The 14,644-nt window shown below is 49.9% G+C and carries 13 protein-coding genes; 4 read left to right on the top strand and 9 right to left on the bottom strand.

Going from position 1 to position 14,644, the window contains the following annotated elements; translation table 11 throughout:
• Positions 1-188 precede the first annotated feature (188 nt).
• Both sppA and ansA read left to right on the top strand, forming a co-directional pair.
• Entirely contained in the window at positions 189-2,039 is a 1,851-nt protein-coding gene (gene sppA / locus AC6R0R_RS06325) for a signal peptide peptidase SppA (RefSeq protein WP_500626094.1), read from the top strand.
• Positions 2,040-2,154: 115 nt separating this feature from the next.
• Positions 2,155-3,171, top strand: a complete 1,017-nt coding sequence (ansA, locus tag AC6R0R_RS06320) for an asparaginase (RefSeq protein ID WP_500626093.1) — start codon at positions 2,155-2,157, stop codon at positions 3,169-3,171.
• Positions 3,172-3,262: 91 nt separating this feature from the next.
• On the opposite strand, the gene serS is transcribed toward ansA, so the two are convergent.
• From serS to AC6R0R_RS06300, 4 genes are all read right to left on the bottom strand, one after another.
• Positions 3,263-4,570, bottom strand: a complete 1,308-nt coding sequence (gene serS, locus AC6R0R_RS06315; protein WP_500626092.1) for a serine--tRNA ligase — start codon at positions 4,568-4,570, stop codon at positions 3,263-3,265.
• Positions 4,571-4,685: 115 nt separating this feature from the next.
• Complete coding sequence (locus tag AC6R0R_RS06310; RefSeq protein ID WP_500626163.1) at positions 4,686-6,032, bottom strand: replication-associated recombination protein A; 1,347 nt, start codon at positions 6,030-6,032, stop codon at positions 4,686-4,688.
• A 2-nt stretch (positions 6,033-6,034) separates the two neighbouring features.
• Complete coding sequence (gene lolA / locus AC6R0R_RS06305) at positions 6,035-6,631, bottom strand: outer membrane lipoprotein periplasmic chaperone LolA (RefSeq protein ID WP_334552555.1); 597 nt, start codon at positions 6,629-6,631, stop codon at positions 6,035-6,037.
• Between the two features lie 58 nt (positions 6,632-6,689).
• Entirely contained in the window at positions 6,690-7,295 is a 606-nt protein-coding gene (locus AC6R0R_RS06300; protein ID WP_500626091.1) for an SEC-C metal-binding domain-containing protein, read from the bottom strand.
• A 104-nt stretch (positions 7,296-7,399) separates the two neighbouring features.
• Between AC6R0R_RS06300 and dusC the strand changes: the two genes are divergently transcribed.
• Positions 7,400-8,359, top strand: coding sequence for a tRNA dihydrouridine(16) synthase DusC (dusC, locus tag AC6R0R_RS06295; RefSeq protein WP_500626090.1), 960 nt, complete (start codon positions 7,400-7,402; stop codon positions 8,357-8,359).
• Between the two features lie 28 nt (positions 8,360-8,387).
• Here dusC and AC6R0R_RS06290 read toward each other — a convergent pair whose 3' ends face one another.
• From AC6R0R_RS06290 to cysB, 5 genes are all read right to left on the bottom strand, one after another.
• Complete coding sequence (locus AC6R0R_RS06290) at positions 8,388-9,182, bottom strand: ABC transporter ATP-binding protein (RefSeq protein WP_334552559.1); 795 nt, start codon at positions 9,180-9,182, stop codon at positions 8,388-8,390.
• The gene (locus tag AC6R0R_RS06285) at positions 9,179-10,120 is read right to left on the bottom strand and encodes an ABC transporter permease (RefSeq protein WP_334552560.1); all 942 of its coding nucleotides are present in this window, start codon (positions 10,118-10,120) and stop codon (positions 9,179-9,181) included. Before AC6R0R_RS06285 ends, AC6R0R_RS06290 begins: the two co-directional genes overlap by 4 nt.
• Before the next feature lie 77 nt (positions 10,121-10,197).
• Positions 10,198-11,163, bottom strand: a complete 966-nt coding sequence (locus AC6R0R_RS06280) for an ABC transporter substrate-binding protein (RefSeq protein ID WP_334552561.1) — start codon at positions 11,161-11,163, stop codon at positions 10,198-10,200.
• Between the two features lie 179 nt (positions 11,164-11,342).
• A complete protein-coding gene (locus tag AC6R0R_RS06275) occupies positions 11,343-12,569 on the bottom strand; it encodes a methyltransferase (protein ID WP_500626162.1) in 1,227 nt (408 codons plus the stop codon).
• Positions 12,569-13,543, bottom strand: a complete 975-nt coding sequence (gene cysB / locus AC6R0R_RS06270; protein ID WP_334552562.1) for an HTH-type transcriptional regulator CysB — start codon at positions 13,541-13,543, stop codon at positions 12,569-12,571. The genes AC6R0R_RS06275 and cysB overlap by 1 nt, the downstream gene beginning before the upstream one ends.
• A 294-nt stretch (positions 13,544-13,837) precedes the next feature.
• Here cysB and AC6R0R_RS06265 point away from each other — a divergent pair, with 294 nt between their 5' ends.
• Complete coding sequence (locus AC6R0R_RS06265; RefSeq protein WP_500626089.1) at positions 13,838-14,599, top strand: DNA repair protein; 762 nt, start codon at positions 13,838-13,840, stop codon at positions 14,597-14,599.
• Positions 14,600-14,644 lie beyond the last annotated feature (45 nt).

The raw sequence follows: 14,644 nt of genomic DNA, 5'->3' as shown, positions 1-14,644 counted from the left end.
CTATACTGTTTATTATTGTGGTCTGACCACGATATGAGCTTCTTTATAAAAAATCAAACAGGCGTTTACATTTTTGTAACACCGATCAATCTTACAGTTGTTCCACTCCACGAGTTTCAGTAGGATGGAGGGTGTCCGGACATCTAGGGTAACCCCATCACCTGCGTTGACCTCGCAGCGGAGATAGAATGAAAAAAATATTCAAAATCATAGGGATGATTTTCAAGGGAATGTGGAAACTGCTCACCTTCCTACGCATCGCCCTAACCAATCTGATCTTTTTGGCGAGCATCGCTGTTATCTACTTCCTCTACACCGCTACGGATGCCCCGCCGCCATCGGTGCCAAAAGAATCCGCACTCGTGCTTAACCTCTCTGGCCCGATTGTTGAGCAGCCTCGCTACATCAACGCGATGGACTCTTTGACCGGCTCCCTATTTGGCCAAGAGATGCCAAGAGAGAATGTCCTGTTTGAGCTGGTGGACACCATTCGCCACGCCAAAGACGACAACAGCATCAGCGGCCTAGTGCTCGCGCTGCGTGACATGCCGGAAACCAATCTCACGAAACTGCGTTACATCGCCAAAGCCTTGAATGAGTTCAAAGCATCGGGCAAGCCCATCTATGCGGTCGGGGACATCTACAACCAAAGCCAGTACTACCTCGCCAGCTACGCGGATAAAATTTATCTTGCCCCGGATGGCGCTGTGATGCTCAAAGGCTACAGCGCGTACTCGCTGTACTACAAAACCTTGCTCGAAAAGCTGGATGTCAGCACGCACGTTTTCCGTGTCGGCAGCTATAAATCGGCTGTGGAACCGTTTCTGCGTGATGATATGTCCGATGAAGCGCGTGAATCCGCGTCACGTTGGCTCGGTCAACTGTGGGGTGCGTACGTTGACGATGTGGCGACCAACCGCCAAATCAGTGCAGAAAAACTCAATCCAGATATGGATAGCTTCCTAACACTGCTTGAGCAATACCAAGGTGATTTAGCGGCGCTCTCTAAAGGATTAGGCTTGGTGGATCAACTAGCGACGCGCCAACAAGTGCGCAGCGAACTGATCGACGTGTTTGGCAGTGATGGTGATGATAGCTACAACTACATCACTTACTATGAATACTTACCGACCATGCGTATGCCGCTAAACCTTGCGCAAGATGATATTGCCGTCGTGGTGGCAAGCGGCGCGATCATGGACGGCTCACAGCCGCGTGGTACCGTCGGTGGCGACACCACTGCTGCCTTACTTCGTCAAGCGCGCAGCGATGACAAGGTGAAAGCGGTCGTGTTGCGCGTTGACAGCCCCGGAGGCAGCGCCTTCGCCTCAGAAGTAATTCGCAATGAAGTCGAAGCGCTACGCGCGGCGGGCAAGCCTGTGGTGGTGTCGATGTCGAGCCTAGCGGCCTCTGGCGGTTACTGGATATCAATGAGCGCCGACAGCATTGTGGCGCAGCCAACGACGCTCACAGGGTCAATTGGTATCTTCAGTGTTATCACGACATTTGAAAAAGGGCTCAACAAACTCGGCATTTATACCGATGGCGTTGGCACATCACCCTTTTCTGATGTCGGTGTGACCACCGGTTTGTCAGACGGCGCCTCGCAAGCCATTCAGATGGGTATCGAGCATGGCTACCATCGCTTTGTCGGCTTGGTCAGCGACGCTCGAGATATTCCGCGCAAAGATATGGACGCGCTGGCACAAGGTCGCGTTTGGACAGGTCAAGACGCCCTAAACCTAGGCCTTATCGACAAAATTGGTGATTTTGACGATGCGATTGCACTCGCGGCTGAGCTTGCCAACGTCGAGGACTACAACATTTACTGGGTTGAAGAGCCACTCTCGCCAGCGCAGCAGTTCTTGCAAGAGCTTATCAACCAAGTGGAAGTGCGCGTTGGCTTAGACGTAAGCGCGCTGCTACCCGCCTCACTCTCTCCCGTGATTCATCAATTGAGTAGTGATGCCGACCTATTGCAAAGCTTCAATGATCCTAAAGGTCACTATGCGTTTTGCTTGAACTGCCAAGTGCAATAGGACAAGCACTCCTCTGACCTAGGGCATGACAGCGCCACTCACGCTGCCATGCCCTTTTTTCTGCGAGTAATTGATATATAATCGCGCACACTTCCCTACATACGGTTTCTGAGTCATGGCTAGAAAACATATCTACATCGCCTACACAGGCGGAACAATTGGCATGAAAAAGTCACACGATCACGGTTACGTGCCGGTGGCTGGATTTATGGAAAAACAGCTCGCAAGTATGCCGGAGTTCCACCGCCCAGAAATGCCTGAATACACCATTCACGAATACGACCCGCTGATTGATTCGTCCGACATGACCCCGGCCGACTGGCAACAAATTGCTGACGACATCCGTGATAACTACGACAAGTACGACGGTTTTGTCATTCTTCACGGCACGGACACCATGGCGTACACCGCCTCCGCGCTCTCCTTCATGCTGGAGAACTTAGGTAAACCCGTGATTGTGACAGGCTCACAAATTCCACTGGCAGAACTGCGCTCTGACGGCCAAGCGAATTTGCTCAATGCCCTGCACATCGCTGCTAACTACCCCATCAACGAAGTGACGCTGTTTTTTAACAACAAACTGATGCGCGGTAACCGAAGCACAAAATCTCATGCCGACGGCTTTAATGCTTTTACATCACCCAACTTACCTCCGCTGTTGGAAGCAGGTATTAATATTCAAGTGAGCAAAGATGTCACGGTAGGCCAAATGCCAAACGGCGAGTTTAAAGTGCATGATATTACCCCTCAGCCGATTGGCGTCATTACCATGTACCCTGGCATCTCGCATGAAGTCATTCGCAACACCCTGCTACAACCTGTGAATGCGATGATTCTGCTGACTTTTGGTGTTGGCAACGCGCCGCAAAACCCACAGCTTCTGGCTCATCTTCAAGAGGCGTCTGAACGCGGTGTGATCGTCGTGAACTTAACCCAGTGTTTGGCGGGTAAAGTCAACATGGGTGGTTACGCAACAGGCTGCGCCTTGGCTGAAGCGGGCGTGATCAGCGGCTTTGATATGACGCGCGAAGCGGCGCTGGCCAAACTGCATTATTTGCTCAGCCAAAACCTCTCTTACGATGAGGTAAAAGTGCAAATGCAACAGGTGCTGCGAGGCGAGATGACGCTCTAGTCCGATGTGACTCAAGTCGAATCATAAAAAAGGGGCTGATGTACAACATCAGCCCCTTTTTTATTTCAACGATGATGACACCGATAGGTCATTAACCGATGTGCGTCGCGCCGCCCATGTAAGGTTGCAGCACAGCAGGAATCTCAATGCGGCCATCGGCTTGTTGATTGTTCTCAAGAATCGCTACCATAGTACGACCCACCGCGAGGCCAGAGCCATTAAGTGTGTGGACCAACTCAGGCTTCTTCTCGCCTTTACGACGGAAACGCGCCTGCATACGACGAGCTTGGAAATCCCACATGTTTGAACAAGATGAAATTTCACGGTAGGTCTGCTGGGCCGGTACCCAGACTTCCAAATCGTAAGTCTTACGCGCACCAAAGCCCATGTCACCGGTACATAGCACCACTTTACGGTATGGAAGCTCAAGCAGTTGCAAGACTTTCTCAGCATGACCCGTTAGCTCTTCCAGTGCATCCATTGAATCTTCTGGTTTGGTGATTTGAACCAGCTCAACTTTGTCAAATTGGTGCATACGAATCAAACCGCGCGTGTCACGTCCATACGATCCTGCTTCAGAGCGGAAACAAGGCGTGTGAGCCGTCATCTTTAGAGGCAAATCGGCTTCATCAGAGATGGTGTCACGCACCATGTTGGTCACTGGTACTTCTGCGGTAGGAATCAATGAAAGACGACGCAGCTCTTCGTCGCTGGCTTTCTCTTCGAGCGGCTCGGTATGGAACAAGTCTTTACCAAACTTAGGTAGTTGTCCCGTGCCAAACAAGCTGTCAGAGTTAACAAGGTAAGGCACGTACATTTCCGTGTAGCCGTGCTGCTCGGTGTGCAAGTCCAGCATGAACTGTGCGATCGCACGGTGAAGGCGAGCAAACTGGCCTTTCATGACAATAAAGCGCGCGCCGGTGATCTTGGTGGCGCTAGCAAAATCAAGACCGCCTGCTATCTCACCTAAATCGACGTGATCTTTCACTTCGAAGTCGTAAGTTTTAGGTTCACCCCAACGTGAGATTTCCACGTTGTCGTTTTCGTCTTTACCGTCTGGCACATCCTCTGCTGGCAAGTTAGGCACAGATAACGTAATGTCATCGAGCTTAGCCATTATCACGTCCAGTTCCGCTTTTTTCGCGTCTAGATCGCTACCAAGAGAACCGATTTGCTTTTTGATCTCTTCTGCGCCGGCTTTGTCACCTTTCGCCATCAATTGACCGATCTGCTTGGAGATGGAGTTACGAGTGGATTGTAAATTTTCAACTTCGACTTGAATCGACTTGCGTTGCTCTTCAAGTGTGCGGATTGTCTCAACGTCAAGGGTAAAGCCTCGGCGCGCTAGTTTTGCAGCTGTGTCATCCAGCTCTGTACGAAGTAATTTAGAATCCAGCATTGTTAACCCTATGCTTATCAATAATGTGCTTTAAGAATGTGCGTTTCTGATTTTGGCCTGCCACTGTGGTGCTTGGTCAAAACCATAACCGAATAAATGTATCTAAAATAGGCGCTTATTCATAGCGCTTTTGTGGGCTTTTTGCGTCTAAACTAGCCAAGTAATCTAACTTTTCGCCAATTTTCGTTTCTAAGCCACGATTGGTCGGCTGATAGTATCGCGTTTCACTCATTTCTGGTGGCAAGTAGCGCTCGCCTGCGGCGTAGGCACCTGGCTCATCATGCGCGTAGCGATACTCCGCGCCATAACCCAAATCTTTCATCAAGCTAGTGGGTGCGTTACGTAAATGGACAGGCACTTCGTACTCAGGCAGATTGTGTGCATCGGCCAAAGCTTGTTTCCAGGCACTATAAACCGCGTTACTCTTTGGCGCACAAGCGAGGTACACCACCGCTTGCGCGATCGCTCGCTCACCTTCGGCAGGCCCGACTCTGGTAAAGCAATCCCAAGCCGATAGCGCCACTTGCATGGCTCTTGGATCTGCATTACCAATATCTTCCGACGCAATCGCCAACAGGCGTCTTGCGATATAAAGAGGATCGCACCCTGCGGCAATCATTCTCGCCGACCAATAGAGCGCAGCGTCGGGGTTAGACCCACGAATGGATTTATGCACCGCAGAAATCAGGTCGTACCAAATATCGCCTTTGTTATCAAAACGGGAGACTTTTTCACCTGCGACTTCGGCAAGCAGCGGCAAGGTAATGGCTTTGCACCCCTGCGCATCATCTTGAGCCATGTCGTACAACAGCTCGAGATAATTGAGTGACATTCGTGCATCACCATTTACTAGCTCAGAAAGCCGCTCTAACACACCCTCGCCAAAGTCCGCGTCAATATGGCCGAGTCCGCGCTCGGTATCGTTAATCGCTTGATCAAGCGCTTGGCGGATTTCCGCTTGAGAAAGCGAAGTCAGTTTGTACACGCGAGCTCGTGATAACAGCGCGTTATTAAGCTCAAACGAAGGGTTTTCTGTCGTAGCACCAATAAATGTGACAGTGCCATCTTCAATATGTGGCAGAAAAGCGTCTTGTTGTGATTTGTTAAAACGGTGCACCTCATCCACAAATAGGATGGTGCGTCTACCTGTCAGTTTGTTTTCACGTGCTTTTTCAATCGCAGCGCGAATCTCTTTCACCCCAGAGGTAACGGCCGAGACTCGCTCCACTTCAGCATTGGCGTAATTCGCGGCCACTTCCGCTAAGGTGGTTTTACCGGTTCCCGGTGGCCCCCATAAAATCATAGAGTGAATGTGACCAGCCTCCAATGCACGGCGCAGCGGTTTACCTTCACCGAGAATATGTTGCTGGCCGATGTATTGCTCCACCGTTTTCGGGCGCATTCGAGCGGCAAGAGGACGAAAATCTTCGTCCCCTGAAAAGTCTAACGAGTAATTACTCACCATTAGTTCCTTTGATCGTCCACTTCCACACCCTCAGGGATTTGGAACGTGAACTTATCGGCCGACGGCTTGCCAAGGCGAATATCATCAAAGACAAAGTTGCTGGTTTGCCCATCTTGCTCCACCACGCTAAACCCTTTGACCGCACCTTTCGAGTTAATTTCTAAGCGAAACTGACCTTGGTTTGAATCCACAGCAGTCGGAATAAGGGTAAACTGGTCGCCCTCTTGACTGACACGATAGTTATCCCAATCACTGGCACGATTACGGGTAAGCAACACGAAAGGTGTCTGCTCCGTCGCCTGCTCTTGCGAATAAATGCTCACCTGCTCGATAAACGGGCTGTAGTACCACAAGCTCTCCCCGTCGGAGATCAATAAGTTCTCATCGGGTAACGTCGTTTCCCAACGAAAGAGACTGGGTCTCGAAATATCGACTGTACCCTCACCTTGCATTACGACGTCGCCCTCTGGGCTGACCACTTTTTGACTGAAATTGGCACTGAAGCCTTCGGTTTTTTGTAGGCGCGCGTTGAGCTCATCTTTCGGCGCAGCAAGGACAGAACAACTCATCAAAAATAAAGCGGCTAATTTTTTCATTTAGGTTCCTTTTTTACACGTAGACCCAGTCTTTCGACCTACATCTCGGTATTTTGTTCTATTGACCACAGCACTGTTTGAATTTTCGGCCGCTTTCACACGGACAAGGATCGTTTCTACCGGTCGATTTGTAAGGATTGACGCTTTGTGCTTTCGCTCCGACTAATTGCTCGTCGGCCGCTTGCGCCACTTCGATCAGCATCAGATCTAATTGGTCAACTAAATCCTCTAACGCAGGCGGCGTATCGATGCCCGCTTCACGCATTTGCTGCTGGGTTTGTTCTTGATCAATGGCCAGCATCATGGTGGTCAATAATGCCTGTAACATGCGCTCCGTGCCATCACTCAAGGTCAGGCCTTGCCACTGGGTTTCAATCGTCGGCCACAAGGTCATGAAGCCTTCTGCCACATCCGCCAGCTGCTCATCTCGCGGCTCAGCCAGCAACGCAAGCAGTGAGTAATCATTACGTTTGATCGCACTGTACTGCGCGGTGATATGTGACTCGATAAGATTCGCATCAACCTGGTCAGACAAGAGCTCACCCACCCACTGCTGCGGGGCAAGTGGCTTGGTCGCCATGTTCGCGGCCAAGGTAAGTCCTTCAATAAACAAAGGCGATTCTTCACAGGTGGTGGGGTCAAGGATTAACAATTGATAGGTCATCTAGCTTCTTTTGGATTGGGAGAAACCATCGCATTATACCCCTAGCTAGTGACAATCGAAAGCGAACCCACTAGAATCACGCCTCCCGCAAAGAGGTGAGTGTTATGCGCGTTGTTCTTGGCCCGATGGAGGGCGTCCTTGACCATTTAATGAGAGAAATTCTCACAGATATTAATGATTACGATCTGTGCGTCACCGAGTTTGTCCGTGTCGTGGACCAATTACTGCCAGAGCACGTTTTTCATCGTCTTTGTCCAGAATTACAACAAGGCTCTCAAACCAAATCAGGCGTGCCTGTTCATGTCCAACTGCTTGGTCAAGATCCGCATTGGATGGCGGAAAATGCCCTGCGCGCAGTGGAGTTAGGTGCAAGAGGGATTGACCTTAACTTTGGTTGCCCGGCCAAACTTGTGAATAAAAGTAAAGGTGGCGCCGCCTTATTGCAGCATCCTGAATTGATTCACAATGTCGTCAAAGCCTGCCGCGACGCAGTGGATGCGCGCGTTCCTGTCAGCGCTAAAATCCGTTTAGGTTGGGAGAACCCCGAAGATTGCTTCGAAATTGTGGATGCCATTCAATCGGCCAACGCCGATGAGCTCACTGTGCATGCGCGCACCAAAACGGGCGGCTACAAAGCGAGTGAAATTAAGTGGGAGTACATTGACCAGATTCGACAACGTTTTTCTATCCCACTGATCGCCAACGGCGAGATCTGGAACTATCAAGATGGCCAAGCGTGTATCGAGACGACTGGAGTCGATTCACTCATGGTTTGCCGAGGCGCCTTCAACGTGCCCAATCTTGGCAACGTGGTCAAACACAATCACGCCCCAATGCCGTGGAAAGACGTCGTCAAGCTGCTACTGGTCTATTCTCAGTATGAGATGAAAGGCGATAAAGGGCTCTACTACCCGAACCGCGTGAAGCAGTGGTTCTCCTATTTGCGTCAGCAATACCCGCAAGCTGATGCTCTGTTTCGCGAAATTCGTACCTTCAACAAAGCTCAGCCTATCGTTGATCATATTGAGCGTTATCAAGCAACGCTGTTAGAAAATGCATCCTAGAGAAACACACTCTCTAGGATGCATGCCGTTAATTGAGCAGTAGACTGTCGTCGGCCAACTCTTCGCCCCGTACTTTGGTGAACATCTCGAGCAAATCAGGCACTGTCATGCCCGCTCGTTGCTGACCTTGAACATCGAGTACAATTTCACCTTGGTGGAGCATCACAGTGCGATCGCCACACGCAAGTGCATCTTTCATCGAATGCGTTACCATCATGACGGTCAAGTTGAACTCGCTGACAATGGTTTTGGTCAAATCAATAATGAACGCGGCCATACGTGGGTCCAGCGCGGCGGTGTGTTCATCAAGCAAGAGTAATTTGCTGTCCGATAAAGTGGCCATCACCAAGCTGACTGCTTGCCTCTGCCCGCCAGACAAAAGACCAATGTTATCACCCAAACGGTCTTCCAACCCTAAGCCCAAAATGCTGATGCGCTCTTGAAACAGACGACGCCGTTTGCTCGACAAGGACAGACTCCAACCGCGCTTTTTACCTCGCATATAGGCTAGCGCCATGTTCTCTTCAATGGTGAGCTCACCACAAGTGCCTGCCAACGGATCTTGGAACACGCGCGCACATTGACTGGCGCGCTGGGAAACCGTTTGTCTTGTCACATCCAGTTCATCAATCACTACTTGTCCACCCACCATAGGTGTTTCACCGGTGACGGCACCAAGCAGCGTCGATTTACCCGCACCGTTTGAGCCGATCACGGTTAAAAACTGATGCTGAGGTACCTCAAGATCGACACCTCTTAGCGCGCGATTTTCCAAAATGGTCCCTGGGTTAAAGGTGACTTGAATATCTTTTAGCCGAATCATGCGACGCCTCCATTGCTATCGTTTTGCTTTGACGCCCGTGGTGCCTCGGCAGGACTAGGCTTTTTTGCCTTTATGTTGCCTTTCAACTTCGGTGCAATCAGTGCTAGCGCAACCAATACTGCTGTCACTAAGTTAAGATCAGAAGCTTGTAAACCGAACATGCCAGAGCTGAGCGCAAAGGCGACAGCCAAACGGTAGAGCACAGAGCCGACGATCACCGCTACCACCGCGACCCAAATTCGTCGACCCGGGATCAAAGTTTGACCAAGAATCACCGCCGCGAGACCGACAACGATCGTTCCGACCCCGGAGGTGACGTCGGCAAAGCTGTTGGTCTGCGCAAACAAGGCCCCCGCGAAACCCACGAATCCATTGGATAGAGCAAGGCCAAAATAGGTGTAAAAGGAGGTGCTTGCGCCTTGTGCTGAGACCATGCGCGCATTCACACCCGTCGCTCTCAGCCCTAAACCGAAATCACTGTTGAGGAGTCGAATGACGAACCATGCGGATAACAGCACCAACACGCCCACTAACAGCGGTCGAACCAACATGGGATCGCCCATCGTTTCGAACGGTGTCAGAATGGTATCTTCACCCAACAACGCCATGTTAGGGCGACCCATGATGCGAATATTGATCGAAAATGCGGCGATCATGGTGAGTATCGACGCCAACAGATGCAAGATGCCACAGCGCACGGCAAGAAAGGCCGTGACCCACCCTGTCATCGCTCCGGCAACAATAGCCATAAAGGTTGCAACCCAAGGGTTAATGCCCGCAACTATCGCAGTCGCCGCCACGGCGGCTCCCATAGGAAAGCTACCATCAACACTTAGGTCAGGAAAATCAAGTACACGAAAGGTAAGGTACACGCCAAGTGCCACAAGGCCGTAGATCAATCCAATCTCAAGTGCACCAAAAAAAGCGAAAGCAGACATAAAAACTCCCTTTTCTGCTAATACTCTCCGTTTTTCAGGTGAGAGGTGAGGGAGAACGGGCCTCCCTCGTCAGTGAATTACTTCACGCTTGTCGCTCGTTCAATCACGGCGCTAGGAATCGTGACGCCGAGTTTATCAGCCGCCGTTTTGTTAACCACGAGGTCAGAGCCTTTCGCCACTTTGACATCCAATGTCCCTGGCTCAGCGCCTTCTAGAATCGCGGCAACATAATCGGCAGTTTGCACGCCGACTTGGTAGTAATCAAAGCCCAAGCTTGCAATCGCACCTTTTTCTACATAGGAAGTTGCTCCGCCTAACACGGGTGTTTTCGCTTGGTTTGCCGCCACGATCATACCTTCGATCGCGCTGGCAACGGTGTTATCGGTCGGTGCGTAAATTACGTCAGATTTGGCCGCAATAGCTTGTGTCGCAGACTGAACGTCCGCACTTTTCAGCGCCGTCGCTTCGACCACCGTTAGGCCTTTTTCCGCAGCGGCCTCTTTTAACAGCTCGACTAAGGTCACCGCATTGGCTTCACCTGGATTAAACACCACACCAATAGACTTGGCTTCAGGCAAGATCTCTTGGATAAGCTCAACATGCTGCTTGACAGGCGAGAGGTCAGAAAGACCGGTGACATTCTTGCCCGGTTGTTCCAGTTGCTTAACCAGTTTCGCGCCCACTGGATCCGTGACCGCCGTAAATACCACTGGAATGTTACGCGTTGCCGACACCAAGGCTTGCGCCGTCGGCGTTGCAATGCCTACCAATACATCTGGGTTTTCACCAACAAACTGACGAGCGATCTGAACGGCAATCGCTGGGTTACCTTGTGCGGTTTTATAATCAAATTCTAGGTTTTCGCCCTGTTTGTACCCTTTCGCTGCCAAACCATCTAATAGACCTTGACGAGTCGCATCAAGCGCTGGGTGTTCAACGATCTGCGAAACAGCAACCGTAGCAGTTTTCGCTGCAATAGAGGTCGCATTAAGAAGTGCCGCACTGGCCAGTACTGCGGTGGCAAAAATTTTACCTGCTTTCATCTTAACTCCTTGATATAAGCAATAACGATGTTGTGTTTGTAATTAATGAGGGTGTGCTTGTAATAGTTATACCCATGCTTCATGTATGAGCATGGTATTCATTATTACCAACAAGGTGATGAAAAAGGAAGCAACTTTTAACAGTGCAGTAACAAAAAAGAGAGGCGGGTAGACTTCAGTCACGACTGACGTTCAGCATGGATTAAAATGTTGCGTGGCGTGGTTTCTCTCGAACAAAATTCGCCTACGTAGACGCGGTATCCATTCTGCTCTAGGTAGAGCGCTTTGTCCATCACTAGCCACAGTTCAAGCACACGGCGAAAAACTTGCTGACAAAGACTCAATCGCTCCATCTGCCAATAACGCCTCATCCCCTGCTGTTCATAGTCAGCAAAGTCAACGCTCGGTAATTCTATCCCCTTTTGTTGACATGCCCAGTGACAAAACGACTCAAAGCCTTCGGATAACTGTGATTTTTTCACACTGGGGATCGGCTCATAGTGACGATAACCCAACGTTTGACGAAACAGACAATCGAGCCCTAGTCGATACCTCATTTCCAGTTGGCGATGGCGTTTGACTCGCTCGCCGCCAGTCACGGTTTCTTGTAGCGGGATCCGCAGTTCTTGCTGGGTTAATCCAAGGCTTGATGCCTTTCCTTGAGCCGAGAGAGTTTGATAGGTCTCATCTTCGATTAAATGATAACAGCAGGGTGATAAGGTCACAGCGGGCAGCTTTGCGGCAATGGACTTGTGCATGAGTGAAACGTGTAAATCACCACAAGCGTGAAGCGCCACCGCGTGTTGATTAGGCTTTAGTACCGATTGGCTTTCGTTGCTCAATGCATCGCCTTGAACAAACGTCATCGTCAAGCCCATCTGATCCGCTTCCGCTTGCCCAGATAAACAGAGAGCCGCTTGGTACTCGAAACTGGTGACGTTTTGCTGAGATTGACTCGCCAAGATACGGCCGAGATAACCTTTACCCGAACACCACTCCAACCATTCATCGCCTTTGTGATGCGCCAGCGCTGCGCTGCCCATTAAGGTGATCTGTCGAAGTTTTCTGCCGGGGATCCCTTTGTCTAATCCGCGAGGCAGTGACACGCTCTCAACGTCTGTCGAGAGATGGCTCGCGATCGGAGGTGAATAAGGCGACAAATCGGTAAGCGCTTTGATATTGCCTAGCTCAGGAAAATGTGGCGTCATCGCGGCGAGCAGCGCATCGGTATCCGATTTGTACTGCTCAATCTCCTCATCCGACAAGGCATTTAACCAATGGCAAAGATCGGGGTGAATCGCTTGCCAAGGTAGACAAGAGGCGCTGCTCGCGAGAAAAGGCTCAAAACGCCAATAGACTTGATGTTGGCGTAAATAGTCATCCAGCGCTTGGAAATGCCTCTCGATCATCGCACTGGCAGTTCGATGTCTTTAAACATCTCTTCAATTTCGGCGTTGGATTTTAACGTCAGAGCTTGCTCAACCACAGGGCGAGTCAAGTGTGGCGCAAAGCGCTCCATAAAATCAAACATGTAAGAGCGCAAGAAGGTACCACGACGGAACCCGATACTGGTGGTGCTGGCGCCAAAGATGTGGCTTGCATCGATGGAAACCAAATCGGTATCCTGAGTTTTATCAATCGCCATGCTGGCAATCACGCCGACTCCCATGCCCATTTTTACATAGGTTTTAATCACATCTGCATCGGTCGCAGTGAACACGACTCTTGGCGTTAAACCAACCTTATTAAAGGCCGTGTCGAGCTCAGAGCGGCCTGTGAAGCCGAAGACGTAAGTCACCAGAGGGTATGAGGCAAGATCTTGAATGGTCACCTGAGCTTTCTGCGCCAATGGGTGATTTTTAGGTACCACAATAGAGCGATTCCAGTGGTAACACGGCAACATGATAGCATCTTGGTAAAGGTGCAGTGCTTCCGTCGCAATGGCAAAGTTGGCAGTGCCCTTCGCAATCGCTTCTGACATTTGCGAAGGGGTGCCTTGGTGCATGTGAAGGGAGACTTTAGGGTATCGCGCCGTAAACCCTTTGATCACATCCGGCAAGGCATAACGCGCTTGGGTATGGGTCGTTGAGATATTGAGCGTGCCCATCTCCGGGTGAGTGTGCTCACCGGCGACCGCTTTGATGCTTTCAACACGCGCGAGGATCTCTTGAGAAATACGAATGATGTCTTGGCCCGCGCCCGTTACCTGGGTAAGGTGTTTGCCGCTGCGCTCGAATATTTGAATGCCGAGCTCATCTTCAAGTAATCGTACTTGTTTACTGATGCCAGGCTGCGATGTATAAAGACTTTCCGCCGTCGCGGAGACATTCAAATTGTGATTGACCACCTCAACAATGTACTTCAATTGTTGTAATTTCATTCTCGACCTCGTATTCCCTTACCTACCCACGGCAAGTGCCAACATATTTTATAATATTTAGTTATAACGCCTCTAGGCTTAAAATAATAGTCCTATGCTTTAAATGCGACGCAAAAGCATAACCAAATTGGATTCAAGCGGATGTTTTGCAAGCAGAGGCACAGATTTGCTCAGCAGTTGATGTTTTTCATTACTTTAAATAATCTGTTGAGTAATAATATAAAAAAGTGTCTAGCGACGATGGATCATGTATCCTTAACTGCTAACCATGACGGAACATAAGATACGGAATTTATGAATATTGGTTTAATCATAGCGCTCGTTGCCATCTTGTTGGTTCTCGTTCTTGGCTACAACATTATGCTTCAGTATAAAGTGAAAGTTGAAACGGCCAAGAAACAAGAAAGCTCACGTTACCTGCAAATCATTGATGCAACAGAAGAACTTATCGGTCACGCGCACCACCTTCCTTATAGTAAAGAGCTACTCGTTTGCCTAAACAATCGTATCTTAGATTCATTGCAAAGCATGTATGAACTGGATCCAAGGAACAAACAGTTGGAGCAGCGTGTTGAATCCGTCAAACAACAAATTACCCAATTAAAAAATAGTGAGTCAGGTGAGAGTACCGCTTTCAAGGTGCCGACCAGTGATAAACAAGCCATTGTGATGCTTAAGCTGGTGAAACGTCTTCGTGATACCGTTCGCAGCGAACATAACAAAGGACGCCTAGACACTCAGACTTTCGTCACTGAGAACGCGCGTCTGGAAACCATTCAGATTCGCATCAATATCGAAAATGTTATCAAACGTTCCAACGATGCCATCGTACGTGGCCAACCAGGTACCGCGATTCAACTGCTACGCAAAGGCTTGGATGCATTAAGCACAAAAAATGATGCTTACTCCAACCAAGCGAGAGAAAAGCTGCAAGAGATGTATGATCAGCTTGAGCAGAAACGTCAATCGCGCAACGCGGAAGAGTTACACCAAATCGAAGAGAAAGAACGTCAAGACGATATGGACGTGCTCTTTGGTGCCAAGAAAAAATGGTAATATAATCAGTTATCACCCTTTTCAAAGGTCGCGATTGCGACCTTT

The sequence above is a fragment of the Vibrio sp. R12-SW3-ISO1 genome (assembly GCF_059834005.1).
The sequence above is the reverse complement of the archived record's forward strand: the minus strand, read 5'-3'. Positions and strand labels throughout refer to the sequence as shown.